Source organism: Paenibacillus sp. SAFN-054, from assembly GCF_051966755.1.
Taxonomy (GTDB): domain Bacteria; phylum Bacillota; class Bacilli; order Paenibacillales; family Paenibacillaceae; genus Paenibacillus_AQ.
In genome coordinates this window covers 779,075-805,345 of sequence record NZ_JBQCKS010000002.1, presented here as the reverse complement: position 1 = coordinate 805,345, position 26,271 = coordinate 779,075, and the positions used below count along the sequence as shown (strand labels likewise).

23 protein-coding genes and 1 other annotated feature are annotated in these 26,271 nt (G+C 52.6%); of the genes, 22 read left to right on the top strand and 1 reads right to left on the bottom strand.

All coding sequences use genetic code 11. From position 1 onward, the window contains the following. The 14 genes from ACTHPM_RS15165 to ACTHPM_RS15100 all read left to right on the top strand — a co-directional run bounded on the left by ACTHPM_RS15165 (position 1) and on the right by ACTHPM_RS15100 (position 12,706). Positions 1–1,017, top strand: coding sequence for an LLM class flavin-dependent oxidoreductase (locus ACTHPM_RS15165; RefSeq protein ID WP_440395538.1), 1,017 nt, complete (start codon positions 1–3; stop codon positions 1,015–1,017). Positions 1,018–1,138: 121 nt separating this feature from the next. Further along, positions 1,139–2,329: an amidohydrolase gene (locus ACTHPM_RS15160; RefSeq protein WP_440395539.1), complete on the top strand. Its 1,191-nt coding sequence runs from the start codon at positions 1,139–1,141 to the stop codon at positions 2,327–2,329. Next, the gene (gene solA / locus ACTHPM_RS15155; protein ID WP_440395540.1) at positions 2,326–3,498 is read left to right on the top strand and encodes an N-methyl-L-tryptophan oxidase; all 1,173 of its coding nucleotides are present in this window, start codon (positions 2,326–2,328) and stop codon (positions 3,496–3,498) included. The genes ACTHPM_RS15160 and solA overlap by 4 nt, the downstream gene beginning before the upstream one ends. Next, positions 3,495–3,962: a DinB family protein gene (locus tag ACTHPM_RS15150; protein ID WP_440395541.1), complete on the top strand. Its 468-nt coding sequence runs from the start codon at positions 3,495–3,497 to the stop codon at positions 3,960–3,962. Before solA ends, ACTHPM_RS15150 begins: the two co-directional genes overlap by 4 nt. 51 nt (positions 3,963–4,013) lie before the next feature. Then, on the top strand, positions 4,014–5,351 hold the full coding sequence (locus tag ACTHPM_RS15145) for an LLM class flavin-dependent oxidoreductase (RefSeq protein ID WP_440395542.1): 1,338 nt from the start codon (positions 4,014–4,016) through the stop codon (positions 5,349–5,351). Between the two features lie 80 nt (positions 5,352–5,431). Then, positions 5,432–6,022, top strand: a complete 591-nt coding sequence (gene ssuE, locus ACTHPM_RS15140; protein ID WP_440395543.1) for an NADPH-dependent FMN reductase — start codon at positions 5,432–5,434, stop codon at positions 6,020–6,022. A 332-nt stretch (positions 6,023–6,354) separates the two neighbouring features. Then, complete coding sequence (locus ACTHPM_RS15135) at positions 6,355–6,987, top strand: hypothetical protein (RefSeq protein WP_440395544.1); 633 nt, start codon at positions 6,355–6,357, stop codon at positions 6,985–6,987. After that, positions 6,987–7,130 (top strand): hypothetical protein, encoded by a 144-nt coding sequence (locus ACTHPM_RS15130; protein ID WP_440395545.1) that lies wholly within the window; start codon positions 6,987–6,989, stop codon positions 7,128–7,130. The genes ACTHPM_RS15135 and ACTHPM_RS15130 overlap by 1 nt, the downstream gene beginning before the upstream one ends. Positions 7,131–7,179: 49 nt before the next feature. Beyond that, entirely contained in the window at positions 7,180–7,398 is a 219-nt protein-coding gene (locus ACTHPM_RS15125) for a hypothetical protein (RefSeq protein ID WP_440395546.1), read from the top strand. Then, the gene (tsaE, locus tag ACTHPM_RS15120; RefSeq protein WP_440395547.1) at positions 7,383–7,877 is read left to right on the top strand and encodes a tRNA (adenosine(37)-N6)-threonylcarbamoyltransferase complex ATPase subunit type 1 TsaE; all 495 of its coding nucleotides are present in this window, start codon (positions 7,383–7,385) and stop codon (positions 7,875–7,877) included. The genes ACTHPM_RS15125 and tsaE overlap by 16 nt, the downstream gene beginning before the upstream one ends. Then, positions 7,874–8,644 (top strand): tRNA (adenosine(37)-N6)-threonylcarbamoyltransferase complex dimerization subunit type 1 TsaB, encoded by a 771-nt coding sequence (tsaB, locus tag ACTHPM_RS15115; RefSeq protein ID WP_440395548.1) that lies wholly within the window; start codon positions 7,874–7,876, stop codon positions 8,642–8,644. The genes tsaE and tsaB overlap by 4 nt, the downstream gene beginning before the upstream one ends. Before the next feature lie 20 nt (positions 8,645–8,664). Next, positions 8,665–9,183 (top strand): ribosomal protein S18-alanine N-acetyltransferase, encoded by a 519-nt coding sequence (rimI, locus tag ACTHPM_RS15110; protein ID WP_440395549.1) that lies wholly within the window; start codon positions 8,665–8,667, stop codon positions 9,181–9,183. Beyond that, on the top strand, positions 9,183–10,229 hold the full coding sequence (gene tsaD / locus ACTHPM_RS15105; protein ID WP_440395550.1) for a tRNA (adenosine(37)-N6)-threonylcarbamoyltransferase complex transferase subunit TsaD: 1,047 nt from the start codon (positions 9,183–9,185) through the stop codon (positions 10,227–10,229). The genes rimI and tsaD overlap by 1 nt, the downstream gene beginning before the upstream one ends. 419 nt (positions 10,230–10,648) lie before the next feature. Further along, positions 10,649–10,925, top strand: a binding site (T-box leader). 230 nt (positions 10,926–11,155) lie between these two features. Beyond that, complete coding sequence (locus ACTHPM_RS15100) at positions 11,156–12,706, top strand: 2-isopropylmalate synthase (RefSeq protein WP_440395552.1); 1,551 nt, start codon at positions 11,156–11,158, stop codon at positions 12,704–12,706. 456 nt (positions 12,707–13,162) lie between these two features. On the opposite strand, the gene ACTHPM_RS15095 is transcribed toward ACTHPM_RS15100, so the two are convergent. Then, positions 13,163–15,112: an ABC-F family ATP-binding cassette domain-containing protein gene (locus tag ACTHPM_RS15095; protein ID WP_440395553.1), complete on the bottom strand. Its 1,950-nt coding sequence runs from the start codon at positions 15,110–15,112 to the stop codon at positions 13,163–13,165. Between the two features lie 413 nt (positions 15,113–15,525). Between ACTHPM_RS15095 and ACTHPM_RS15090 the strand changes: the two genes are divergently transcribed. The 8 genes from ACTHPM_RS15090 (at position 15,526) to ACTHPM_RS15055 (ending at position 26,167) form a co-directional block, all read left to right on the top strand. Next, positions 15,526–16,179 (top strand): 5-formyltetrahydrofolate cyclo-ligase, encoded by a 654-nt coding sequence (locus ACTHPM_RS15090; protein ID WP_440395554.1) that lies wholly within the window; start codon positions 15,526–15,528, stop codon positions 16,177–16,179. Then, on the top strand, positions 16,160–16,633 hold the full coding sequence (gene moaC / locus ACTHPM_RS15085; RefSeq protein WP_440395555.1) for a cyclic pyranopterin monophosphate synthase MoaC: 474 nt from the start codon (positions 16,160–16,162) through the stop codon (positions 16,631–16,633). The genes ACTHPM_RS15090 and moaC overlap by 20 nt, the downstream gene beginning before the upstream one ends. Before the next feature lie 42 nt (positions 16,634–16,675). After that, positions 16,676–17,161, top strand: a complete 486-nt coding sequence (locus ACTHPM_RS15080) for a MogA/MoaB family molybdenum cofactor biosynthesis protein (protein WP_440395556.1) — start codon at positions 16,676–16,678, stop codon at positions 17,159–17,161. Between the two features lie 267 nt (positions 17,162–17,428). Further along, positions 17,429–17,698: a twin-arginine translocase TatA/TatE family subunit gene (tatA, locus tag ACTHPM_RS15075; RefSeq protein WP_440396229.1), complete on the top strand. Its 270-nt coding sequence runs from the start codon at positions 17,429–17,431 to the stop codon at positions 17,696–17,698. A gap of 90 nt (positions 17,699–17,788) precedes the next feature. Next, positions 17,789–18,562: a twin-arginine translocase subunit TatC gene (gene tatC / locus ACTHPM_RS15070; RefSeq protein ID WP_440395557.1), complete on the top strand. Its 774-nt coding sequence runs from the start codon at positions 17,789–17,791 to the stop codon at positions 18,560–18,562. A 419-nt stretch (positions 18,563–18,981) separates the two neighbouring features. Further along, positions 18,982–19,263, top strand: coding sequence for a co-chaperone GroES (gene groES / locus ACTHPM_RS15065; RefSeq protein ID WP_136603737.1), 282 nt, complete (start codon positions 18,982–18,984; stop codon positions 19,261–19,263). Positions 19,264–19,322: 59 nt separating this feature from the next. After that, entirely contained in the window at positions 19,323–20,951 is a 1,629-nt protein-coding gene (gene groL / locus ACTHPM_RS15060; protein ID WP_440395558.1) for a chaperonin GroEL, read from the top strand. A gap of 398 nt (positions 20,952–21,349) precedes the next feature. Continuing rightward, positions 21,350–26,167 carry a beta-N-acetylglucosaminidase domain-containing protein gene (locus tag ACTHPM_RS15055; RefSeq protein ID WP_440395559.1) on the top strand — a complete coding sequence of 1,606 codons (4,818 nt, stop codon included), beginning with the start codon at positions 21,350–21,352 and terminating at the stop codon, positions 26,165–26,167. The last annotated feature ends 104 nt before the right edge of the window (positions 26,168–26,271 follow it).

The window sequence follows — 26,271 nt, the reverse complement described above, 5'->3', positions numbered from 1 at the left end:
ATGTCGATAACATTAAGCATTCTTGACCAGAGTCCGATTTATCCGGGGGGAACCGCCGCAGAGGCGCTCGCGTATACGGTTCAGCTGGCGCAAGCGGCGGAGCGTCTCGGATACCGGCGCTTCTGGGTATCGGAGCACCATGATTCGGAGCAGCTGGCAGGGTCCTCCCCCGAGGTGCTGATCTCGTACCTGCTCGCCAAGACCGATACGATCCGCATCGGCTCAGGGGGCGTGATGCTGCAGCATTACAGCCCCTACAAGGTGGCTGAGAACTTCAACGTGCTCGCCGCATTGGCCCCGGGACGCGTCGACCTCGGCATTGGACGCGCACCCGGCGGCCTGCCCCGCAGTACGCAAGCGCTGCAGCGCGGAGCTGCGGACCCGGCTTCGCTGACGGACAAAATCGTCGAGCTGGACGGCTACATCCATAACCGTCTTGCTGACGATCATCCGCTGACGGGACTCAAGGCAGCTCCGGTCACAGAGCAGCCGCCAGAAATTTACGTGCTGGGGGCCAGCGTCGGCAGTGCGGAAATTGCCGCGAGCCTGGGCCTGCCGTATGTATTCTCCCTATTCATCAACGGGGATGAGAGCGTGGCTCTGGAAGCGATCCGCAGCTATCGTGAAGCTTTTAACACGGAGAAGGGAACGGCGCCGAAGGCGATCATCGCTCTTGCCACTGCCGTCGCGGATACCGAAGAGGAGGCTGCGGCACTCGTCGGGGCGCAGAAGCTGGTGAAGATTCACTTGGAGAGCGGGAAAACGCTGACACTCGGCACCCGCGAGCAGGCGGAGGAATTCGGCAGGCAGGCAGGCGAAGCGTACTCGGTCGAGGAGCAGGAGCCGTTTATTACCAAAGGAACCAAGGAATCCGTCCGAGCGAAGCTTGAGGCGCTGCATCAGGCCTCCGGTGTGGAAGAGTTTATCGTGACGAGCAATATCGCTCCGTTCGAACAACGGCTGCGCTCCTTCGAGCTGTTAAGCGAGGCGCTGAACAGTGCGGTTGCTGAAGTATAGCGTATGATAGCCGGCTTTTGCGTAAGATGTAAGTCACAGCAAGTCTTATACTGGCTTACCGGTTACCGCAGCAGTCGTTATATGGGCTGCAAGCGGCGAATAAGAAGAGGAGGATGATGAGATGACTGGCTATCCACTGGAGTCCATATCCGATACCGAATTTGATAAATTCATTCAAATCCGCCGGTATCTGCATCAATATCCGGAGCTGTCCGGCGAGGAGTTCGAAACGACGAAAGCCATCCGCAGATGGCTGGGAGAGGCGGGGATAAGGATCCTTGATTATCCCCTTCGTACGGGCGTCATTGCCGAGGTCGGAGGCCGCCTTCCCGGCCCCGTGATCGCGCTGCGGGCGGATATTGACGCGCTGCCGGTCCAGGAAGAGACCGGACTGCCCTTCGCATCCGCAATCCCTGGCAGAATGCATGCCTGCGGACATGATTTCCATACCGCTTCCCTGCTGGGGACGGCTTATGCCTTGAAGGAGCGGGAAGGCGAGCTACCGGGAACGGTGAGACTGATTTTCCAGCCTGCCGAAGAGAAGGCCAAGGGCGCCAAGCAGGTTGTCGACAGCGGTGCGCTGGCAGGCGTGCAGGCGATATTCGGCATGCATAACAAGCCGGACCTGCCGGTAGGAACGATCGGCATCAAAGGCGGCCCGCTGATGGCCGCCGCCGATGGCTTTACCGTGGAGATCGGCGGCAAGGGCTCCCACGCCGCTGTTCCGGAAGCAGGGCTTGATCCGATCGTCACCGCCGCCCATGTCATTACCGCGCTTCAGTCGATCGTGAGCCGGAACGTCAGCGCCCTGCAGAGCGCGGTCATCAGCGTCACCCAGCTCCACAGCGGCACGGCCTGGAACGTCATTCCCGATAAGGCGGTGCTGGAAGGAACAATCCGGACCTTTGACGAGCAGGTACGGCTACAGGTACTGGAGCGTTTCAGCCAAGTGGTCGAAGGTGTGACGTCGGCACTGGGCACCAGCGGCGGCGTACGCTGGATCGAAGGACCGCCGCCCGTGAACAACGATGAGAGCCTTGCATTGCTTGGGCTTGAGGCGGCAGCCGCAGCCGGTCTCCAAGCGGTGATGCCTGTCCCTTCGCCGGCTGGAGAGGATTTCGCCGTATACCAGCGGGAAATTCCCGGCCTGTTCGTATTCATGGGCACGGCAGGTGCGCAGGAGTGGCATCACCCGGCTTTTACGCTCGATGAGGCGGCGATTCCGGTCAGCATCCGTTTCTTCACCGAGCTGGCGGTACTGGCATTGAAGCAGCTTCAGACCGGTGGAGGTGAGCAGTCATCACATCGATGAAGAGCTACGACGCCATCATTGTCGGAGCGGGCTCCATGGGCATGAGCGCCGGTTATTATCTGGCCAGACGCGGCATGCGCACGCTGCTGATCGACGCATTTGACCCGCCGCACCGGGAAGGCAGCCATCATGGGGAGCCGCGGCTCATTCGTCATGCTTACAGCGGCGACCCGGTCTATACGGGCATGGCGATCCGTGCCCACGAGCTGTGGAACGAACTGGAGGAAGAGCTTGAAACGCAGCTGCTCGTGCAGTCCGGCGTCTTGAATATAACGGACCCAAGCCTTTATTCCTTTCAGACTCGAATGAACGAGGCCGCCAGACAGGGCATTCATACGGAAAAACTGGATGCGGCCGAGATCGGCAGGCGATGGAGGGGGCTGCGTCTTCCCGATCACTTTGAAGCGATGTATGAGCCTGCCGCAGGTTACCTGCGGAGCGAGGCTTGCATCGATGCCTATAAAAAGCTGGCGCTGGCTCACGGAGCCGAGCTGCTGACGCACACGGCCGTTTGCGGCATCACGGCCCGCCGGGGAAGCGTCGTTGTCCATACCCGGCATGCCAAGTACCATGGGGCGAAATTGCTGTTGAGCGCGGGGGCGTGGTTCGGAACCCTTGCTCCTTTGATCTCGCTGCCGGTGCGGGCGGTCCGCAAGACGGTCGGATGGTTCGAAACCAGCGCTGCCGACTTTCAGGCTGGAAGCTTCCCGGGATTTACGCTGAATACGGCGGAAGGCGGATATTATGGCTTTCCGGACATTGGCGGGGCCGGCCTGAAGATCGGGCGCCATGATACCGGACTCGAATGGAGGCCGGGGGAGCCCGTTCTTCCTTTCGGCAGCCTTGCCGAAGATGAGGAAGACCTGCGCGGTATCCTTGGCAGGTATATGCCTGGTGCCGCCAGCCGGCTGATGCGAGGGGCCGTTTGCAAATACGAGCTGACGCCGGACGAGGATTTCATTATCGACCGGCATCCCCACTATCCGCACGTCATTGCGGCAGGCGGCTTTTCGGGACACGGATTCAAATTTTCGAGCGCCGTCGGCGAAATTTGCTCGCGGCTGCTCATGGACGAAGAGCCGCAGCATGATCTCCGTCCGTTCGCTCTTACGCGGTTTGCACACCCGGGCAGCCCGCATCCAACTTTGCAGGAGGAGGGGATTCAATGAGCAAGGTCGATTTGGAAGCTTTTTTGAATACGCATGGGCAGCTGCTGATTGCGGTTCAGGGACTGAGCGAGGAGCAGGTGAAACAGAAGCCGCCCGGCGGGGGGTGGAGCGTGCTGGAGGTGGTTTCGCATCTGGTCGATCACAGCTTCGTGATCTCGTTTCGGATTCGGGATATTCTCGCCGGAACCGCGGCACGGCTTCCGGCTTTCAATCAGGATGCCTGGGTTGACGGACAGCATGCCAACCGCGGCCGGCTGTCCGACGTTCTGAATGCTTTTCATGCCATTTTGGAATACAACAGCCTGCTCATCTTGCGTTTAAGCGAGGAAGAGCTGGAGAAGACGGGGGTTAACTTTAAGGGCGAAGAAGTCAGCGTGAAGGCGATTATTGACGGTTTCACCCGCCATGTTCAGGGGCATCTAAGACAGATCGAACGGGTAAAGCAGGCCGCCGCTTCGGGGTAAAAACGAAAATGGATTTAAGGAAGGACCATTTGCGATAAGGAGGACGAAAACATGGCAAAGCAAAGACAGTTAAAGCTCGGGGCTTTATTGCATGGCGTCGGCGGGGGTACTTCCCTGTGGAGGCATCCGGAGATGGATCCGGGGGCGAGCGTTAATTTCGGGCTCTATAAGAGCTGGGTCCAAAAGGCGGAGGAGGGCAAGCTTGACCTGATCTTCATCGCGGACGGATTGTACATTAACGACAAATCGATCCCCCACTTTCTGAACCGCTTCGAGCCGCTCACCATCCTGAGTGCGCTGGCCGCCGTCAGTACCCATATCGGGCTCGTCGGCACTTTATCCACGTCCTACAGCGAACCGTTTACGGTGTCGCGCCAGTTTGGCTCTCTCGATGTCATCAGCGGCGGTCGTGCGGGTTGGAACGTGGTGACTTCCCCACTCGAAGGCTCTGCACTGAATTACGGCAAAAAGGAACATCCCGAGCATGACAAACGCTACCGGATCGCGGCGGAATACCTGGAGGTGGCGCGCGGTCTGTGGGATTCCTGGGAAGATGACGCTTTTGTCCGCGACAAGGAGGCGGGAGTGTTTTTTGACCGTGAGAAAATGCATGAGCTGAACCACGAAGGGGAGTTTTTCTCCGTAAAAGGTCCGCTGAACATTGCCCGCTCGAAACAGGGAGGGCCGGTAATTTTTCAGGCCGGAGCATCGGAGGTCGGCAGAAACTATGCCTCGAAGGAAGCGGATGCCATCTTCGCGGGTGCCGAGAATCTCGAAGAGGCGCTGCGTTTTGCACAGGACGTGAAAGCCCGGGCAGCCTCGTTCGGCCGGAATCCGGACGATGTGCTGATTTTCCCCGGCATCGGACCGATTATCGGGGACACCGAGGAAGAGGCGGAGCGCAAATATCAGGAGGTTGCCAGCCTCGTTACAGTCGAAAATGCGCTTCATTATCTCGGACGATTCTTCGAGCACCATGACTTTTCGCAATATCCGTTGGATGAACCGTTTCCGGAGCTTGGGGATCTGGGCAAAAACAGCTTTCAGAGCGGTACGGACAAGATCAAGAAGGATGCAAGGGAGAAGGGCTTGACGCTGAGACAAGTGGCGATTCAATCGGCGACGCCGCGCGGGAACTTCATCGGGACCGCCGAGCAGGTCGCGGACCGTGTGCAGGAATGGTTCGAAGCGGGTGCAGCCGACGGCTTCATGATTACGGCCGCCGTTCCGCGCGGACTGGAGGACTTTGTGGACCACGTGGTGCCGATTTTGCAGGCACGCGGGATTTTCAGGACGGAGTACGAGAGCGATACGCTTCGCGGCAACCTCGGCATACCGGTGCCGGAGAACCGGTACGCCAGAGCCAAGGCAGGAACGGCGCAGCATTAATTGCATCCGGAATGGCTGGCGAAAATTTTTCATTGCTTTCATTATTTCAATGCTTCCATTAGATGAGGGGAGGATTTAGCATGTCACGGATAACGCTTATTGCAGGTAGCCCGAAACGCGGCTCCAGATTGTTCGGGTTGACCGGGTATGCAGAAGATCGTCTTGCACAGGCGGGACATCACACTCAGGTCATCTCGGCCGCGGACCTTCCGGCAGCGGAGCTGCTCTCCGCGGACTTCGGCAGCCCGGCCATTATCGGGGCGCTTGAAGCCGTGGAGCAGGCGGATGCGATCATTATCGCGAGCCCGGTCTTCAAGGCAGCCTATTCGGGAGCGCTGAAAACGATCCTGGATCTGATTCCGCAAAAAGGGCTGAGGGACAAAATCGTGTTTCCGCTATTTATCGGAGGCAGCATCGCCCATCTCCTTTCCGTGGATTATGCGCTGAAGCCGGTCGTAGCCGCGCTTGGCGGGACGCATATATTGGGCGGCGTTTTCGCGGTGGATCATTGGGTGAGCCGGCTGGACAGCGGGGGATTCGAGCTCTCCGAACCGCTGACGGAACGATTGGACGGCGCCCTATCCGAGCTTTCAACGGAGCTGTCCAAACGGGAAATCCTGAAAGAATCCCTTGTGGAACAAGCAACTGTGCAGGCGGCGGAGGCGGTATGAAGGCAGCATGAATCTGATCCGAATATTCCCCCATCCGCCTGGGCAGGGGGAAATAGCTTATCGGCCGCTTGCGATAAACTTCGGCCCGAATGACGGTCAGATCCTGATCACCGTGTTCTGACTGGTCAGAAATGCATACATGGAATGATAAAAATTGAAAACCGAAGGCCTCCATATCGGCTATCGCGATGTCTGCATAGATGTTGCAATGCTGAGCGCGGGGGCTTTTTGCCGTGGAAAATACCATATCCGCACCTATGACTCCAGAACTTATTCCGTTACAATATCTAGTAAATAAAGGATATTATTCTTCTTGTGATAGGATGTTGGGGATGAAAAGGATTATCGCAACCATCATATTCGCCGCTCTGTGCCTCGCGATTTTGTACATTTTTTTCGTCGATGGCACATACCGGACGCCAGTTCAGGCGATCGAGCAGGCGAGAAACCTGGACGAGCCGATCGAGGTCGTGCGGGAACAAGAGACGGATCAGGGTAAGGTCGTCTTTTACCTGCGTTATATACGCAAGAGCGACCCGAAGCCCGTCATATCCGTCGATTACGTGACCAAAACGTTGGCGGGGTGGAAATGGGTCACGGGCGGCGGACACACGCTGATGGAAACCGCCGACGGGATGAAAGCGCAGGAGAAGCTGGATGCCGAATGGTCGGTGCAGCGGATCCCCGCGGAGGAAGGCAGTCCTTTTCCGATGTTCTTCGGTGCTGTCGTGAATCCGGAAATAACTATGGTAAAGGTCACGAGCACCAAGACGGCAAGCTCCATGCCCGCGGAGATGGTTCGTACCGGAACGGGGATGAGGATATGGTACCTGTATGTGGATGAATCGCTTGGGGAGGAATTTACCTTGGAGGCGCTGTCCGCAGGAGGTCAGGTGCTGAGCACCCAGCAGTGGGACGGAAAGCCTGTTCACGCGAAGATGAGGATGCGAGAGGAGGGACTGTAATGAGCGCTGAAATGAAAGTGAAGCAGGAACTTTTGCGATTGCAAGCCGATGCAGGTCCAAACGAAGAGCATTTCCTGCGCAGCTTGTATTTTGCGCTGCTGCAGGAGCAGGAGGGGCTGGAACCGGCCGCATTTTATTTTTGAACGCCTGAAGGAAGAAATACGGTGCTGAATGTCATGAGGGGATCCCAGAATGTCCAAGGCGGATAACATGCTAGCCATATTTGTGGATGCTGAAACAAGGGAAGAGCGCTCTTCCCCGGCTCTTGAGCGAAAAAAAGCACCTGTCTGTAGAAAGAGGAAATCCCTGGCTCCATCCTTGCGGGACCGGGAGCAGACCGATATAATTAAGGACAAGTTATGGCATGGAATTGATATCGAAGGTGGGTCAAGGGATTGGAACAAAATCTGAACGGGGAACCGTTTGTGTATATCTCCCGTAGTCCGAAGGATACCGAAGTCCTGGCGGCCTGGCTTGCGAATGCGGCCGTGCCCGGAACGGTCATCGGTCTGGATGGCGATCTGGGGGCAGGGAAAACGGCATTTTCGCAGTCATTTGCCAAGCACCTTGGCGTGAAAGGGATCGTAAACAGCCCTACGTTTACCATTATTAAAGAATATGAGGGGCGCTTGCCTTTTTATCATATGGATGTGTACCGGGTGTCGCTGGAAGAGGCGGAGGATCTCGGGCTCGACGAATATTTTTACGGCGGCGGGGTCAGCCTCGTGGAATGGTCGCAAATCGTGGAGGAGCTGCTGCCGAAGCCTCATTTGCATCTGTACATTGAGACTACCGGCGAGACCGAGCGGAGAATCACCGTGCAGGGCCGCGGAGAACCTTATGAAGAATGGTGCAGAAGTCTGATACAGAATGGAGTCTTTACAGAATGAATCAACCACAATCACAGCCGCTTAAGCGGTTTTTGGCGTTGGATACGTCCACCGCATGTCTGGCGCTGGCCGTCATGGAGAATGATACGGTGCTCCACACGATTCAAGCCGCGGGGGAGCGCAATCACTCGGTTCACCTGCTTCCGCTCATTCAAAAGGGACTTGCCGAAGCCGGGCTGGCATCAAGCGAAGTCGACGGCATTGCCGTAGGTATCGGTCCCGGCTCCTATACGGGGACGCGGATTGCCGTTACGGCAGCCAAGACGCTGGCTTGGGCCTGGCGCATCCCCGTTGTCGGGATTTCAAGCCTTCATGCTTTTGGATGGAGCGGCTTGCTGAGCGCTATGGACTCCTGCGAGGGAAAGAATTGGGTCATTCCCATGATTGACGCCAGACGGGGTCAGGCGTATACGGCATTATTCCAGGCCAATGGGAAAAGCATGCCTGTTCGCGCCAAAGAGGATGCCATCCGCTTGATGGACGCATGGGTGGATGAGCTGAACCGGCTGCTGCAGGAAACGCCTGAGGAGCGGCAGCCGGTTCATGTTTGGTTCGTAGGCGATAACGGCAATCACGATGAGGTGGTTGAACGCCTGCGTCCGCTGCTTGGCAGCCGCCTTCATACGATATCGGGCGATATGGCGGGGGAGCCGGTAGGCCGGCTTGGATCGGATCGCCTGATGAGGGGAGAAGAAGATGACGCGCACCGCCTGGTGCCGAATTATACGCAGCTGGCAGAGGCCGAGAAGCTTCTGCGGAAGCCGTGAAGGGAGTCTGTCATAGAGTCATGGAGCAGGAGATATACCCTAATAATGAAGGCCTGACCTTCCGGCAAATGGCGCTGGAAGACATCCCGGATGTCATGGTAATCGAGCATGAAGCCTTTACACTTCCGTGGACGGAAGACGCATTCCGCAACGAGCTTACCCAGAATCACTTTGCGAGGTATATGATCATGCAGTATTTGGGGCAGCCTGTCGGTTACGCGGGCATGTGGACGGTTATCGATGAAGCTCATGTGACGAATATTGCCGTCCTGCAAGCATACCGGGGACGCAAGTGGGGAGAACGCCTCCTGCGCGAGCTGATGAAAACCGCTGCGCAGTCGGGCATGCAGCGGATGACGCTAGAGGTGAGAGTGTCGAATGAAGTAGCGCAAAATTTGTACCGCAAATTGGGATTTAAGCCCGCCGGGCTCCGTAAAGGTTACTATTCGGATAACCAGGAGGATGCCATGATCATGTGGGCGGATCTGCCGGAGCGAGAAGTCGCGTATGGCGGTGAGGAAGGAAGCGAAGCATACTGATGAATCAATTGCAGAAGGAACATGAACCCTGTTATATCCTGGCCGTGGAAACAAGCTGCGACGAGACTTCCGTTGCCGTCGTAAAGGACGGCAAGGAGGTGCTCAGCAACCTGATCGCGAGCCAGATTGAAACCCATAAAGCCTTTGGCGGCGTGGTGCCGGAGGTAGCCTCGCGCAAGCATGTCGAGCACATTACGCTGATGCTGGAAGAAGCGGTGAATAAGGCAGGCATCGGCTTAAGCGACATTACGGCCGTAGCCGTCACGCAAGGACCGGGTCTGGTCGGAGCCCTGCTGGTCGGAGTGGTTGCCGCTACGAGCCTGGCCATGGCACTGAATAAGCCGCTGATCGGCACCCACCATATCGCGGGGCATATTTATGCGAACCGTTTGGTAGCCGAGCTTGAATATCCATGCATGGCCCTTGTCGTCTCCGGTGGGCACACCGAGCTCGTATACATGAAGTCCGAAGGCAGCTTCGAGGTCATTGGCCGTACGCGCGACGATGCCGTGGGCGAGGCATACGACAAGGTCGCGCGGGCGATCGGCTTTCCTTACCCGGGCGGCCCGCATGTGGACCGCCTCGCCTTGGAAGCGGAGGAAGCCGTGGATCTTCCGCGCGCATGGCTGGAACCGGAGTCTTACGATTTCAGCTTCAGCGGTTTGAAATCGGCGGTACTTAATGTCGTCAACCAGCGCAAGATGCGCGGAGAAGCGCCCAATGAAGGCGCCATTGCACGAGGCTTCCAGGAATCGGTCGTAGAAGTGCTTGTGACCAAGGCGATTCGGGCCGTCCGCGCATATGACGCGAAGCAGCTGCTGCTGTGCGGCGGCGTAGCCGCCAACCGCGGTCTGCGCAGGGAGCTGGAGCGTCAGTGCCGGGAGCAGGGAATAGAGCTGATCATCCCTCCATTCGAGTATTGTACGGATAATGCGGCCATGATCGGTGCTGCTGCGTATTTGAAATGGAAGGAACAACGGTTCACGCAGCTGGACATGAAGGCACTGCCGCAGTTCTCCCTTGAGGAATGGTCTGTGCAGGAATAAAAAAGGTTGGATTCGGGAAGCATTTTTGTTAATGTCTATTGACAGCATTTGGATCAAACTTTATAATCAGTTCAAATTACAAATGGATATGTGAAACGCAATGAACAGGAACAGTAGGCGTCCGGGATAGTAGAGAGCTGCGGGATGGTGCAACGCAGCCGAAGGAACCTGCAGCTCGCCTGGAAGCGGAGCAGTGGAAATGCCGGATGCCGAGTCCGGGCCGGTACGTGCACACCGGTGAGTATACTGCTACGGTCAGCCACCGTAAACGGCTATTGAGGGGTTTCTCGGATTCCGGGGTTTTGGAAGAAGAGGAGCAACAAGAGTGGTACCGCGAAGGTGAACAGCCTGTCGTCTCTTGAATATAAGAGATGGCAGGCTTTTTTGTATCTGGATATAAAATGTAACATGCATAAACGAAAAACGCGATGAACGGGAGCAGTAAACGGAATTCCGGCACGGCAGAGAGCTGCGGGGTGGTGCGACGCAGCGGCGGAATCCTTTGAATCTCGCCCGGAAGCGGAGCGGTGGAACCTGAAGTACGTACACCGCATGACGGCTTGCCCCCGTTACAGGGCGCTTCACGAACGCGTAAGCGGCGTGGAGCACGAGGAGGGCATTTTCAGTTTCGCGGAGGGAGCTGAACATGCCAAGAAGAGTGGTACCGCGGAGGGTGTAAAGCCCGTCGTCTCTTGAATACAAGAGATGGCGGGCTTTTTGGTTTGTATGCCCGTAAACTCGGCATACAGCCTTGCTGCCGGCAGCAGTGGGCGGGAGTACTGGAAACCGTAAGTCGACGTGCGGTTTTCTGAAGGAAATCAGCTTTGATGGAGCATTACCATCGTACATGACCCTTTATTTTGTCTGACTTCCAAGCATGATGCTAAGGTAAACCAATATATATAGTGTTTAAGGAGGATCAACCCATGACCAATAAGAAGAGAATCCACATTTTTGATACGACGCTCCGTGACGGGGAGCAGGCTCCTGGCGCGAGCATCAAGCCCGAGCAGAAAATCGCGTTGGCCGCCCAATTGATTGAGCTGGGCGTGGACGTCATCGAGCCGGGATTTCCGATTTCAAGCCCGGGCGAGTTTGCCGCCGTGCAGGAAATTTCCCGGCGGTTTCAGCAGGTGGAAATCTGCGGCTTTGCCCGCGCCGTGAAGGGCGACATCGAGGCAGCCGTCAAAGCGACCCAGGATGCCGCAAGGCGCCGGATCCATCTGTTCATATCCTCCTCGGACATTCATCTGCAGCATCAGATGCGAAAGACGAGGAAGGAAGCGGTGGCATTGGCCCGGGAGATGACTGCTTATGCCAGACAATTCTCGGATGTGGTCGAGTTCACGGCCATGGATGCGACACGTACCCGGATCGAGGATTTGATCGAAATGGTGGAGGTCGCGATTGAAGAGGGAGCCTCCATCATCAACCTGCCGGATACGGTCGGATACGCGCTGCCTCAGGAATATGGCGAGATGTTCCGCCGCGTCCGTGAAGAAGCCAGGGGCGGCAAGTCCGTTCAGTACAGCGCCCACTGCCACAATGATTTGGGCCTGGCCGTAGCAAACAGCCTGGCCGCTATCCAGAACGGGGCTTCCCAGGTCGAGGTAACGGTGAACGGAATCGGCGAAAGAACGGGAAATGCAGCGCTGGAGGAACTGGTGATGGCGCTTGAAACAAGAGGCGACTCTCTCGGATATTCGACGGGGATCCGAATCGATAAGCTGTATGAGACCTCGCGTATGATCAGCGGCGCGATGCATTTTCCGATGGCATACAACAAGCCGATCGTCGGACGCAACGCCTTCCAGCACGAATCCGGCATTCATCAGGATGGACTGCTGAAAGACCGCAGCACATACGAGATCATGAATCCGGAGAACATGGGCATCCCGCGAAGCATGATCATTCTCGGCAAACATTCCGGGCGCCATGCGCTTCGTGACCGTTTGGCCCGCTACGGCATCGAGATTCAAGGCGATGAGCTGAATGAATTCTACAACATATTCAAAGAAGCCGCCGATCATATGAAAGTGGTCAGCGACAATCAACTGCTGCAAATGGTCAGCAAGTCGCTCGGCAAACCGGCCCAGGTATACGAACTGGGAGATGTGCAGGTTGTCGCCGGCAGCGCCTCGAACCGGGTCGCCGCCGTTACGCTGCGTCATCTTCACGAGAACCGGGAAACGTCCCATTCGAGCATGGGCAATGGACCGCTTGAGGCCGTGATCGCGGCCATCAGCCAGGGGATTGACGCCGAGATTACGTTCGGCGATCTGGAGCTTCACTCTTTAAGCGGCGGCGAGGATGCTCACGCGGAGGCGGCGGTCAGCGTCGAACGCAAGGGGAGAACCTACAGGGGAACCGCCGTCCACCATGATATTGTCATGGCTGCGGGGCTTGCATATGTAGCAGCCTGCAACAGCGCGATTTTATCGGCAGAAGATGAAGCGCAGGAACTGCAGGTAAACTGAATACAAGAGCTGGCTGCCGTTACAACGGCAGCCTCGGCATGCCCGTCACTTGAACTCAAGTCACGGGCTTTTTTTGCAGCATTCGACAATATTTTTGTCAAGTTGTGGACAAGGTTATCCACATATCCGAGAAAATTTGTGTACAAATGAGTGTTTAAAGCGGAAACCGTTGGTTTATAAGGGTTTTGAAAACGGGGATATTGTTTTCATTTTCACAATGGCGTTTCTGTGGATAATGTGGATAGTTTCGTGGATAAAAGTGGATGGTGTGATGAAATCTTAATTTAATCATAAAAAAATGGCCGCAAGGGCCATTTTTTGGACTGGGTTATGCACGGTTTATGTGGATAAGCCTGTGTACAAACCATCGGTGATCCAAAATAAATTATTTTTGTGAATTTGACAAAATTCAAATTCCTGTTCTCAATGGACTTAAAAAGCAGGCGGGAAGCACCATTATTCGCCGGCAAGGGCCTCCCACTCGGTAAAGACCTCTTCGAGCTGTTGTTTCTTGGCCTCCTGATCCTGCTGATGCTTTTGCAGAGCCATATAATCCTGGTATACCTCGGGTTTGGCCATTTCGCCATCCAGTTCGGCGATATCCGATTCCAGCTGCTGGATTTGCTCCTCCAGAGCCGCGATGCGGCGCTGGCGGTTTCGTTCCTCGCGTTTGGCCTGCTTGTCGGCTTCAAACGAATTGACGCTGGTTTTGTCTGCGGCTTCGGTCGCGGTATCCTGCTTCGACGCCTTCTCCCCGGCAGCTTCGAGTGCTTCTTTGGACAATTCCTCAAGTTCCTGCTTTTTGGCCGTATAATCGTCATAATTCCCCAGGAAATGTTCCACGCCCTGCGGATGGAGCTCGACGATTCGCTCGGCCATTTTATTCAGGAAGTAACGGTCATGGGATATGAATAGAAGTGTTCCTTCATAATCGATTAACGCCGATTCGAGCACCTCTTTGCTGTACAAGTCCAAATGGTTGGTTGGTTCGTCGAGAATCAGCATGTTGGCTTCCAGCAGCATGAGCTTGGCGAGCGCGACGCGCGCCTTTTCGCCCCCGCTCAGCGCCGCGATTTTCTTCAGGACGTCTTCGCCGCTGAACAGGAAGTTGCCGAGTACGGTACGGATCCTTGCTTCCTCCATATGCGGATACTCGCTCCACAGCTCCTCCAGCACGGTATTGGCCGGATTGAGGTTGGTCTGCTCCTGATCATAGTAGCCGAGCTTGACTTTGGTCCCCCATTGGATCGCTCCGGATTGCTGGCGATGGGTTCCCAGCAGGCATTTGAGGAGTGTGGATTTGCCGATACCGTTTGGACCGATGAGCGCGACGGTCTCCCCGCGGTGAAGATCGAACGAAACATTCGAAAACAGCGTTTGCGGCGGGGTGAAGGATACGGCAAGCTCCCTGACCTGAAGCACGTCCTTGCCGGACATGTACTCGACGCCGAAGGAGAAGCTGGCTTTTTTTAAATCGCCCATCGGCTTGTCCAGACGGTCCAGTTTATCCAGCGCCTTGCGGCGGCTTTGGGCCCGTTTGGTCGTGGAGGCTCTCACGATGTTCTTCTGAATGAAATCCTCCATCCGGGCGATTTCGTCCTGCTGCTTCTCGTATTGTTTCATGGCCGATTCGTATTCGGCTTCTTTGAGATCGATATAGCGGCTGTAGTTGCCGGTGTAGCGCTTCGACTGGTGACGTTCGATTTCCACGATTGTCGTGACGAGCCGGTCCAGGAAGTAGCGGTCATGAGATACGACGAGCAGGGCGCCGGAATAGGAACGCAAATAATCCTCCAACCACGTTAAAGTCGCGATATCGAGGTGGTTGGTCGGTTCGTCAAGCATGAGCAGATCGGGAGCCTGCAGCAGGATGCGCGCCAGCGCCAGCCGCGTCTTCTGACCGCCGCTCAGCGTCGAGATCGATGTATCCGGCGCGAAGCCGCCGAAGCCCATGCCGTGCAGCACGCTGCGAATGCGTGTATCCATCTCGTAGCCGCCATGGTCCTTGAACCAGTCGGAGCGTACGGCATAGCGGTCGAGCAGCTCCTGATATTTTTTCTCGTTGTCCATTTCGGTCGGATCCGCAATTTGCTGTTCGAGCATGCGCAGTTCTTTTTCCGTTTCGATTAGAGGAGAAAAGACGTCCATCATTTCTTCCCAAATGGTGCGGCTGGACTGCAGACCGCTGTTCTGGGCGAGGTAGCCAACCGTCGTTTCCTTGGATTTGTAAATCTGTCCGCCGTCATACGAGATTTCCCCCGCCAGAATCTGAAGGAGGGTGGATTTGCCGGCCCCGTTGACGCCGACCAGTCCTACGCGTTCCCTTTCCTGAATCTGCAGGTTGATTCCCTCGAGTATGGGCTCTATTCCGTATAATTTTCGAATTCCACTTGCTTGAAGCAGCATGAACTGTATAACCTCCGTCTACGCGGGTGGGCGAGCAGGCTACAACACCCTGGGCGCGTCCATCCCTATATTAATGAATAAATGTAAAAATAGATTTCATTTCAATACAGCCTAAAAATCCATGATGAAATTGGATCAACATATGCTTTTATTAATCACAGTTTACATGAAAGTTAAGGAATTCGCGACTTGAGGAGCAGGACTTCCGATCAATCTTGGCGAAAAGGGAGCAACAGTGGTAAACTAAGAGCAAAATGACTTGCGGTGAACGACCGTAGCATGTAGCGGCTGAACCAATGCCATATAGACCTTCAAACGGTGTGAAGAGTCTGTATATGGCTTCATAATGAAAAAAATGTAAGTTGCAGCATAATAAAAAAAGACTTTATGAAGGAAGGCAGCTGTTTGAAGCGATGAACGGCCCAAATGCCATAATACAGGAAAGCAAGGCAGTGCTGCGTCAACGAATGTCGCGAATACGCGGCGAGTTGCCTGATGAGCAGCGCGTGAGACTGTCCCGGATGGCATGCGCTCATGCGGCAGCTTGGCTTGCCGAGCAGAATTTGCGCAGCATGCTGGTGTATGTTTCCTTTCGCAGTGAACTGGACACGACTCCGCTGATTGAAGCGGCTTGGCAGGCTGGCATTGAGGTATACGCGCCCCGGTGCAGGCAAGAAGACGGTTCAATGACGCTTCATCGCCTTAACCGCTGGGACGAGCTGAGCAACGGAGCTTACGGCATTCGGGAACCCGATCCGTCGATCTCTCCTGCAGCGTCTGAAAGCGATGTGCCTGAGGCCGTTTTTGTGCCGGGCCTTGCTTTCGACCTGGCAGGGGGCAGGCTGGGATATGGGGGCGGTTACTATGATCGTCTGCATGAACGACTTGTGGCCCGGGTCTCCAAGCATGGCATTAAGCCTCCTGTATGGGCAGGCATTGGCTTTGGCGTTCAAGTGGTCAAACAGGTGCCCATGGAAACAACGGATGCACGGCTTCAGGTTCTGATTACGGAGCAGGATGTATACCGAATGAACGAGGAGGCCGAAGATGGAACTGACGCATTTTAATGAACAGGGCAGAGCGAAGATGGTGGACGTTTCGGACAAGGAGGTCACTTCGCGGACGGCGGTGGCGCAAACGATGGTCAAGATGGCCCCGGAGACGCTGGCCCGAATTAAGGAAGGCAAAATTGGCAAGGGTGATGTGCTCGCGGTAGCTTCGGTAGCCGGGGTGATGGCGGCCAAAAAAACGTCCGACTGGATTCCGATGTGTCATCCGCTGCCGCTGACGGGAATCGATATCCATTTTGCGGATAACGGAAATGATGAGCTATATATAGAAGGAACCGTAAAGACGACCGGCAAGACCGGAGTGGAAATGGAGGCGTTGACGGCCGTATCCGCGGCTGCATTGACCGTTTACGATATGTGCAAAGCGCTGCAAAAGGACATGATCATCGGACCGACAATGCTGAAGTCCAAAACCGGCGGGAAAAGCGGCGATTATCAGCGGAAGTCTTAAACTGTATTTCAAAAAAGGATGCGTAGGAGGAGGGGTGATCTCATGGTGTGGAAAACAGCGATCTTGACGGCAAGCGATAAAGGCGCAAGAGGTGAGCGTGAAGATACAAGCGCCCAGGTCATCCGCGAGCTGGTGGAGGAGGAACTCGGCGGGGAGATTGTGGAATACCGGATCGTTCCCGACGAACAGGATGATATTATCGCATCGCTCATTGAACTCACGGATTATTTTCAGGCGGATCTGGTGCTGACCACGGGCGGGACGGAGCTGGCCATCCGCGATGTCACGCCGGAAGCGACAAGGCGGGTGATCGAGCGGGAGGTGCCCGGCATGGCCGAGGCGATGAGAGCGACAGTCATGCAGAAGAACCGGGGAGCGATGCTGTTCCGGGGCATTGTGGGCATCCGGGGACGGACCCTGATCGTGAATTTGCCGGGGACACCTAAAGGCGTGCACGAGAATTTGGCAGCCATTATGGATCAACTGCCCGAAGCGCTGCTGATGGTCACGGGGCAATTCCGCCAATAACCAAAAAATTCCGCCTTATTTCCAAAATTGTCACACTTATTTGATATTGTTGTGATTTGAGTTATGGTATGATGTCTTTGTGGCAAAACTTTGTCCAAAATAATTTGAACTAAAGGAAGAGATGGTACATAAACTTTAGTTCTTTTTATGTAGATGAGTCCGTAAAGTCTTCTTAACAACAACTTATGATTCTCTTTCCTCTATTAATCCAAGGTCCAGAATGCGCTTTGGTTAAAGAGTAAAGTACAGAGAGGAGAATTCGATATGCTGAACGGTATTGGCGTACCGGGAATTATTTTGCTTGTGATTTTGGCCCTATTGTTGTTCGGACCGAATAAGCTTCCAGAGCTCGGACGTGCGGTAGGACGTACTTTCCGCGAATTTAAAGACGGAGCCCGTGAAATTATTGGTGAAGACGACCAGCCTTCCCGCAAGAATGACACGGCTAAGCCGCTGGCTGCCGCTCCAAGTGAAGTACAAGCCGCTGCTCCGGCAGCTTCGTCAAGCACTGCTGACAATAAACGTCTTCCGGAATAATTCCGTTCCGACAGGAAGACCTTGAAATCCCTTCCGTGCGGGGAGGGATTTTGTTTTGTCCGCAGGCAGAAGAGATAGGATGGTGACAGCATGTCTGATAAACAGGAAGAAATGTCGATTGTCGACCACCTGGGTGAATTGCGTAAGCGCATCATTTTCATTCTGATCGTTCTGCTGCTGGGCCTGATCATCGGGCTGGTCTGCGCGAATCCCATATACCAGTATCTGATCAGCGTGGACTCGGCGAAGGACTTCAAGCTTCATGCGTTCGCATTCTGGGACGGCATCGGCATGTATATGAAAATCGCCATGGTCGTGGCGCTGGTGTTGACGATTCCCTTTACGGCATATCAGGTATGGGCGTTCGTAAGTCCGGGACTCCGCGATATCGAGCGCAAAGCGGCGCTCCGTTATGTGCCTTACGTGTTCCTGTTGTTCCTGGTCGGCATCGCGTTTGGCTATTACGTGGTATTCCCGATGGCACTGGGCTTCACGACGACGATTACGAGAAATATGGGACTGACGGAAACGTACGGCATTTCCCAATACTTCAATTTCATGTTCACCCTGGTCGTGCCGATCGCGCTGCTGTTCGAGCTGCCGCTAATCGTTATGTTCCTGACCAAACTGAGAATATTGAATCCGCTGAGATTGCGCAAAATGCGGAAGCTATCGTATTTTGCCCTTGTGTTCATCGCGGTGGTTATCACCCCGCCGGATTTCATATCGGATTTTCTGGTGACGATTCCACTGCTCCTGCTGTATGAGTTCAGCGTGTACCTGTCCTCGGTGGTGTACCGGAAGCAGCTGGCTGCGGATGAGGCGGCCGAAGAGCGTTACAAGTTCCCGGCGAACATGGAATAACCGCATAGAAATATCTTAAAGAGCGTTCTTCCCTCCAGTGGGAAGAGGGCTTTTTTTGATTGGGGACAGGGGCATTTAGGGTTGGAATCAAGGCTTCCGGCAAGGGGGAGCAGGCGGCTCGAACGGGGGATCGGCTAGTAAATTTTATCCGCTTCACCCGGCATATTTTGAAAATCGGTGGATAGAATGATGGAGTATGCTTATCGCAAAGCTTCCTTTCCCTGGAAAGGACAAGCTCGAAGGTTCCAGGAAACAAAACTGCGGTTTTCTTTGAAAAAAGCATGAAGAGGACTTGAAATCTGTGCGCAAGTTGAGTATCATAAAAGTGGTTGTTAGCACTAGAGGTTGTCGAGTGCTAATACATAACGACAACATCGCCGTTACAGGAACACAACATATTAACAAGGAGGCTATTTTTCATGATCAAACCTTTAGGTGACCGCGTATTGGTAGAACCGATCGAACAAGAGGAAACGACTTCATTCGGGATTGTCCTGCCGGACTCCGCGAAAGAGAAGCCGCAAGAAGGCAAAATTATCGCTGTAGGCGGCGGAGCCGTTAAAGACGGAGTTCGCGTTCCTTTGGAAGTCAAAGAAGGCGACCGTGTTCTGTTCTCCAAATATGCCGGAACAGAAATCAAGTATGAAGGTAAAGAATATCTGATTATGAAAGAAAGCGACATTCACGCAATCGTAGGCTAAGGCCTGAACATAGGAACATAGGGAATACCAACACTATTTTATGGGAGGTTTTTATCAACATGGCAAAAGATATCCGTTTCAGTGAAGACGCACGCCGCTCCATGCTGCGTGGTGTAGACGCTTTGGCTAACGCTGTAAAAGTGACGCTCGGACCTAAAGGCCGTAACGTCGTTCTCGAGAAAAAATTCGGCAGCCCGCTCATTACCAATGACGGTGTGACGATCGCAAAAGAAATCGAACTGGAAGACGCTTTTGAAAACATGGGCGCTCAGCTTGTGAAAGAAGTAGCAACCAAAACGAACGATGTAGCCGGTGACGGTACTACGACGGCAACGGTTCTGGCTCAAGCCATGATCCGCGAAGGCCTGAAGAACGTAACAGCTGGCGCTAACCCGATGGTCATCCGCAAAGGGATCGACAAAGCGGTTAAAGCAGCTGTAACTGAACTGAAAAACATCGCCATTCCAGTGAATGAAAACCAAAAAATCGCTCAAGTTGCTGCCATCTCCGCTGCTGACGACGAAGTTGGCCAATTGATCGCGGAAGCCATGGAAAAAGTGGGTAAAGACGGCGTCATTACCGTTGAAGAATCCCGCGGATTCAATACGGAGCTGGAAGTCGTGGAAGGCATGCAGTTCGACCGCGGTTATGTATCTCCTTACATGATCACCGATACGGACAAAATGGAAGCCGTTCTCGACAATCCATACATCCTGATCACCGACAAAAAAATCTCCACAACCCAAGAAATCCTGCCATTGCTCGAAAAAATCGTGCAGCAAGGCAGACCGCTTGTGATCATCGCTGAAGACATCGAAGGCGAAGCTCAAGCGATGCTGGTTGTGAACAAACTGCGCGGAACCTTCAACGCTGTTGCCGTGAAAGCTCCTGGCTTTGGCGACCGTCGTGAAGCTATGCTGCAGGATATCGCTGCCCTGACTGGCGGCCAAGTGATCACCGAGAAGCTCGGTCTCGACCTGAAGAGCGCTTCGATCGAGCAGCTGGGTAATGCACGTCAAGTGCGCGTAACGAAAGAAAACACGACGATCGTGGACGGAAGCGGCGACAAATCCGACATCACGGCTCGCGTGAACCAAATCCGTGCGCAGCTGGAAGAAACCACTTCCGAGTTCGACAAAGAAAAACTGCAAGAGCGTCTGGCTAAACTGTCCGGCGGCGTAGCGGTTATCAAAGTCGGCGCTGCTACTGAAACCGAACTGAAAGAGCGCAAACTGCGCATCGAAGACGCCCTGAACGCAACCCGTGCTGCGGTTGAAGAAGGTATCGTGTCCGGTGGCGGTACGGCCCTCGTGAACGTATATAAAGCTGTTGCTGCTGTAGACGTGACTGGCGACGAAAAAACAGGCGTGAACATCGTTCTCCGCGCTCTGGAAGAGCCAATCCGTACAATCGCAGCAAACGCTGGCCAAGAAGGTTCCGTCATCGTGGAACGTCTGAAAAAAGAAGAAGTTGGCGTAGGCTACAACGCTGCGACTGACGAGTGGGTAAACATGTTCGAAGCCGGAATCGTTGACCCTGCGAAAGTAACGCGTTCTGCCCTGCAAAACGCAGCTTCCGTAGCGGCTATGTTCCTGACGACCGAAGCCGTTATCGCCGACAAGCCAGAACCGGAAAAGGCAGCAATGCCTGACATGGGCGGCATGGGTGGAATGGGCGGCATGATGTAATAAGAGGGTATAGCCCTTGCGCAGCAAGGGTTTCCTCTTCTAATGACATCATTTGACCCTATCCTTCAAGAGAAAGTAAGACGCCTTAGAGATCAAATCTCTAAGGCGTCTTTTTGTTTTGAACTTATAAAATGGAGACAAGGATAGCAGAAAAGGTTGTATGAATTTTCAACCTATTCTCCAAATTTGACCTATGTTATGATTCGTTTACCTACCATAAAGAGATCAAGGGACTCGTTTTTAAACTTATGATGAAGGGGTGATCGATGATCTGTGAATGTGAGGTTATTTTTTTGCGTAGATTTTAAAGCGCTTTCATCTGGGAGTTGCCAGATAGAGAGTCTGCTTTGATGAGGAATCAAAATCGACATGCAACAATAATAAAAGGAGGTATTTATGTGGGGAAAAAGATTCATTCCAAGAACAGGATAATAAATTTGGCGGTATTAAGTGTAATGTTATGTGTAACGTCTTTATTTGCAAACATTACGCCGGTAAATGCATTTGTGCCGCCAACAGATCCTCGTATTCCGACAACGTTAAAACAAGGTTTTTCTGACGATCAAAACAAGTATGAAATTTATCCTGTGCCACATTCGATTGTATATCCAGGGGGGGAGCGTTTTACTGTCGGCAGTGGAGTGAATCTGGTCTTTGAAGGCGGAGCCAATGGTATTGATACGTATACCAAAGACTTCCTGAAAGAGATTCTGGGTAAGTATCACCTCACTTATACGGAAAGTAACCAGGTTGACCCTAATAAAACAAATATTTTAGTTGGAATATCAGGATCAGGCGGCACGGTTGATCGTCATGCGAAGAGTACTGTGCCAATGAATAATACTTCTGGTTTGTTTAATAAAACGGACTCCTATATGTTAGATGCCCGGCAAGGCGTGATTACGATTTTAGGAAAAGACACCGATAGCGCCTTCTATGGTATTGCCACGCTGCAGATGATGTTTTCCTCATTCGCAGGACAGTATTTTCTGCCCGTTCATATCGAAGATTGGGCTGAAATGAAGTACCGTGGCATTGTAGAAGGCTTTTATGGCGCTTGGGAACATGAAGGGCGTGCCAGCTTAATGCGCAGCTCCCGGGATGTAAAAATGAATAGTTTTGTCTATGCCGCAAAAAAGGATGAGTACCATAGATCCAAATGGGCAGAGTTATACCCTGAGGTTCAAATAAACCAGATCAAGGAGCTTGTAGAAATAGGGAAAGAAACAAAGGTTAAATTTGTTTGGTCGGTACATTTAGAGTCCTTTTTTAAAGGAATAACGATCGCGACAAATCCAGCCCAGTACGAGGAACGTTATCATTTATTAACGAAAAAGTTTGATCAACTCTATAATGCCGGCGTTCGGCGTATTGATGTTCTAAATGATGACTTTGGATCTGGCAGTAACGAAGATGTTGTCGCGCTGCTGAATCGCCTCATGACAGATTATGTGGATAAAAGAGCAGGTTTAGAACCTATTGTTTATTGCCCAAAGGGATATAACGTCAGCTGGTCAGGGAATGGAAATGAACTTGCGGCTTTAAGCAAATTGGATAAACGGATTATGATTTACTGGACGGGGCAGGATGTGAATAGTCCGATTACCCAGAGCAGCATTGATTATCTTATAAATCGAACAGGCCTGAAACCTATGTTTTGGATTAACTACCCGGTCAATGAGCATGCCAAATCAGGCATTTACCTGGGAGAGATTAGCCACTATGTTCGCAATGGCGTCGTTGGACTTGGTGGCGCGGTATCTAATCCGTCTCAATTTACGGAAACGAATAAAGTAGGTCTATTTCAGCTGGCCAGTTTGTTTTGGAATAACCAAAACTATAGCGAGTATGCCGTAACGCTTTGGGAAGACAGCTTTAAATACCTTCAACCAGAGGTCTATGAGTCTTATTTAACGATAGGAAGAAATGTGGCTAACGCTCCTAATTCTACTCGGGTAGCAGGTTTTCCGGAGAGTGAATATATCAAAGACAGCTTAGAGAAAGTGTTAGCCAATGCAGCTTCCGGTAAGCCGATTGCGCAGGATGAACAAGCCTTGGGGTTATTAAGGGAATTTGATCACATCCTATTCGCTGTGGAAGATTTTCGGGCGAATTGCACCAACCAGGTCCTGGTTGAGGAGCTGGACCCGTGGCTCAGATCCTTAAAGGATGTTGCGACTGCTGCCAAGGAAGCCCTCCGAGCCGTTATAGCACTGGAACAGAACGAAGTGGACAATGCTTGGCAAAGATTATCGGCTGCCAGCAGAGCTCTTTCAACTTGGGATAGTTATACGACCTTTCCGAATGAGACACGTGCTAAAGCAGGTACGAAAAGGCTGCAGCCTTTTGCTGCAGGGTTGATTCCCGTTGTAACCAATAAGCTGACTCCCCTGCTAAATCCTGATAGCACGGAGTTCATCCCTTCTTTTTATGGGGTAATCGGTGGGGCACAAGTAAGCAACTCTGGTAATACCGCCAAAATGTTTGATGACAACTTAAGCACGTATGCCAGTTTCCAGACAGTGCAGCAAAAAGATGATTATTTCGGAGTAGATCTTGGAAGGGCTATAACCGTCAATAGTATCTTGGTTTCCCAGGGAAAGAATGATACAGACCACGATTATTTCCACAAGGCAACACTGGAATACTCCGCTGACGGTGCAAATTGGAATACATTAATACCACTTGTGGATTCACGAAGCATCGAAATGAAGGAACTTAGCATTAAGGCTCGGTATGTTCGGGTTCGACTTGTTGAGACTGGGACTGCGGGCAAACCGGATTACTGGACCTTCGTCCGTGAATTCAAGATTAATGAAAGCGTTTCCCCATTTGGTGTATATACGAATGTAGATGGATTACGAGGCAGCGCGGTTACAGCAGACGGTACAGATTATACGCTTACTGCGGCATCACCTCAAATGACCCTGCCTGCTAAAGGATATGTGGGAATTCGTCTGCCAGAGATAGCGGGAGCTAAAGCAATTTCCGTAAATCCAGTATTACCCAATGGGTTGAAACTGGAATATTCCTTGAATAAAGCCGTGTGGAAAGATGCTGCGTTATCCGAGAACACAGCCCTGCGCTATGTAAGGGTATATAATAGCGGCGGTCAGCCCGTAACCTTTGATTTTACCCGTTTATCGGTTTCCTTGGTCAATGTAACGATGAATCCCAAGGTTATTGAAACCAACTTAAAGAATGCTTTAAAGGAAGGCAGTTGGGACAATCTTTTTGATGGAAAGGAAGACACATTTGCCTGGACAAATGAGGCTCAAGCAATCGGACAATATATCCTTGTAGACCTTGGTGCATTAACTAAAGTATATGATGTAACCCTTCTAACCTCTGATGGGAATCCGCAAGTTTATAATGGTAGTCTGTCTATATCAGCAAATAAAACGGACTGGACGACAATTGCCACGGTCACGGATGGTGGAGGTAACAGTCGTTTAGACCCTCCGTATCGCTATGTTGAGGGGAATGGCAATGGAATGAGTGCCCGATACATTAAATTAGCTATTTCCAAAAATAGTGGCTATTTCTTAAAGCTGCATGAATTGAAAGTAAACAATACGGTAGAAGCAGCAGACGAGATTAGTGCTTTTTCCGGTAATCCGAAAGGGCAATTTAAGACTATGGTAGATGGAAATTTATCTACTATGTTTACTCCTGGCCTTATCGATACGGAAGACGGATATTTTGAATATATTCTCTCGGATTCTGTAAACGTAAAACGCATTAACATGTTACAAGATCCGACGAGCATTTCTGGAGCGGTTGTGAAAGCGCAGTCCCTGGACGGCAGCTGGACCCAACTTGGGATACTTGATCAAAGTGCTACCGTATTCGATACCAGCGCTTTACAAGGTGTACAAAAGCTGCGTTTGGAATGGGTTAGGAATACGCGACCTGCCATTGCAGAGATTTTCTTTTCTACTACAACAGAACCGGAAATCGTTCATCCGAGTATCTTAAGCGTACCGTCAATTCAAGATGTAACTGTGAATAATGGCACCCCTTGGGAACGGGTAGGGCTGCCGGAACAGGTGACTGTGACACTTAGCAATCAGAAGACAGCCCAGTTGCCTGTAAACTGGACGGCTGCTAATTACGATTCTTTAACTCAAGGAGAGTATACAGCGATCGGGGAGTTGGTGCTTCCTTCCGATATTATCAATCCGGCTCAGATAGCGCTTACTGCCAAAGTAACCGTTAAAGCTGCAATGGGGGAAACCAAAGAAGGAAATCTTGCTCTGAAGCAGCCTGTAGAAGTCTCAGGTTTAGAGATCACGGGTTCTTGGCCAGGTGAGAACATGGTGGATGGCAATATCAATACCCGTTGGAGTGCCAATAAGATGAAAGAGAAAAATGATCTCAATCCCGCCAATCAAATATCCGGAGCGAACTGGGTTGTGATTGATTTAGGGGAAGGTAACAATACTATAGAAAGCGTAGACATCTATTATCATGCTAAAGCCAGTGGTACTAAATATGAAATACAAGTTTCGGATGACAAGAGTACGTGGATGAAGGTTGCAGACGTAACGAAGGAGCCTAATGAAGTTCAAAATGAACGGCACACGATACCCGTGAGTTCAAATGGGGAAGGCAGATATGTACGCATCTACTATACAGAAATGAATATTAATGCAACAGCCGCTACGGGTATCAGCATCAAAGAAGTCCAGGTCAATGGCAAGAAGACTTTTGTTACCGCTTCTGAGCCGCAAAACCTTGCCTTGCAGCATGCAACGTATGTATCGGGTACAGAGACGAAGGATTTCCCGGGCTCTAACGCAGTAGATGGGACGAATACACGTTGGAGCAGTAATCTGATGAAAGCAAGGAAGAATCAGCCTGAAACTCAAGCACAAAATCCGGCTTGGATTGTTGTAGACTTGGGCGATGATGTATATCAAATCAGCTCTGTTTCTGCAAAATATTACAATCTTGTTTATGGGACAGAGTATGTCGTGCAGTTATCGGACAGCAAGGAAAGTGATGCGAACTGGGAGACCATTCACACCATTAGCAAACCACATGGGGGTGCCGCGAATCCTACGGATGAAATGACTTTCAATAAGCCCATTGCGGGTAAACGTTACATGAGGTTATATTTCACCCAAATGAATGTGGCTGCGGCAGGTCATGCGATTGGATTGGAGGAATTCGTCGTAACAGGCACCCGGAAAGTAGGGGGAATCCAAATGTGATTAGGACGATCTGCCGATGATTGAAGGAGGTCCTGGAGCAAATTTGAGGACCTCATTGGAGCAAGTACAAAACAAAGGGACTTCCGGTTTTTCGGATGTCCCTT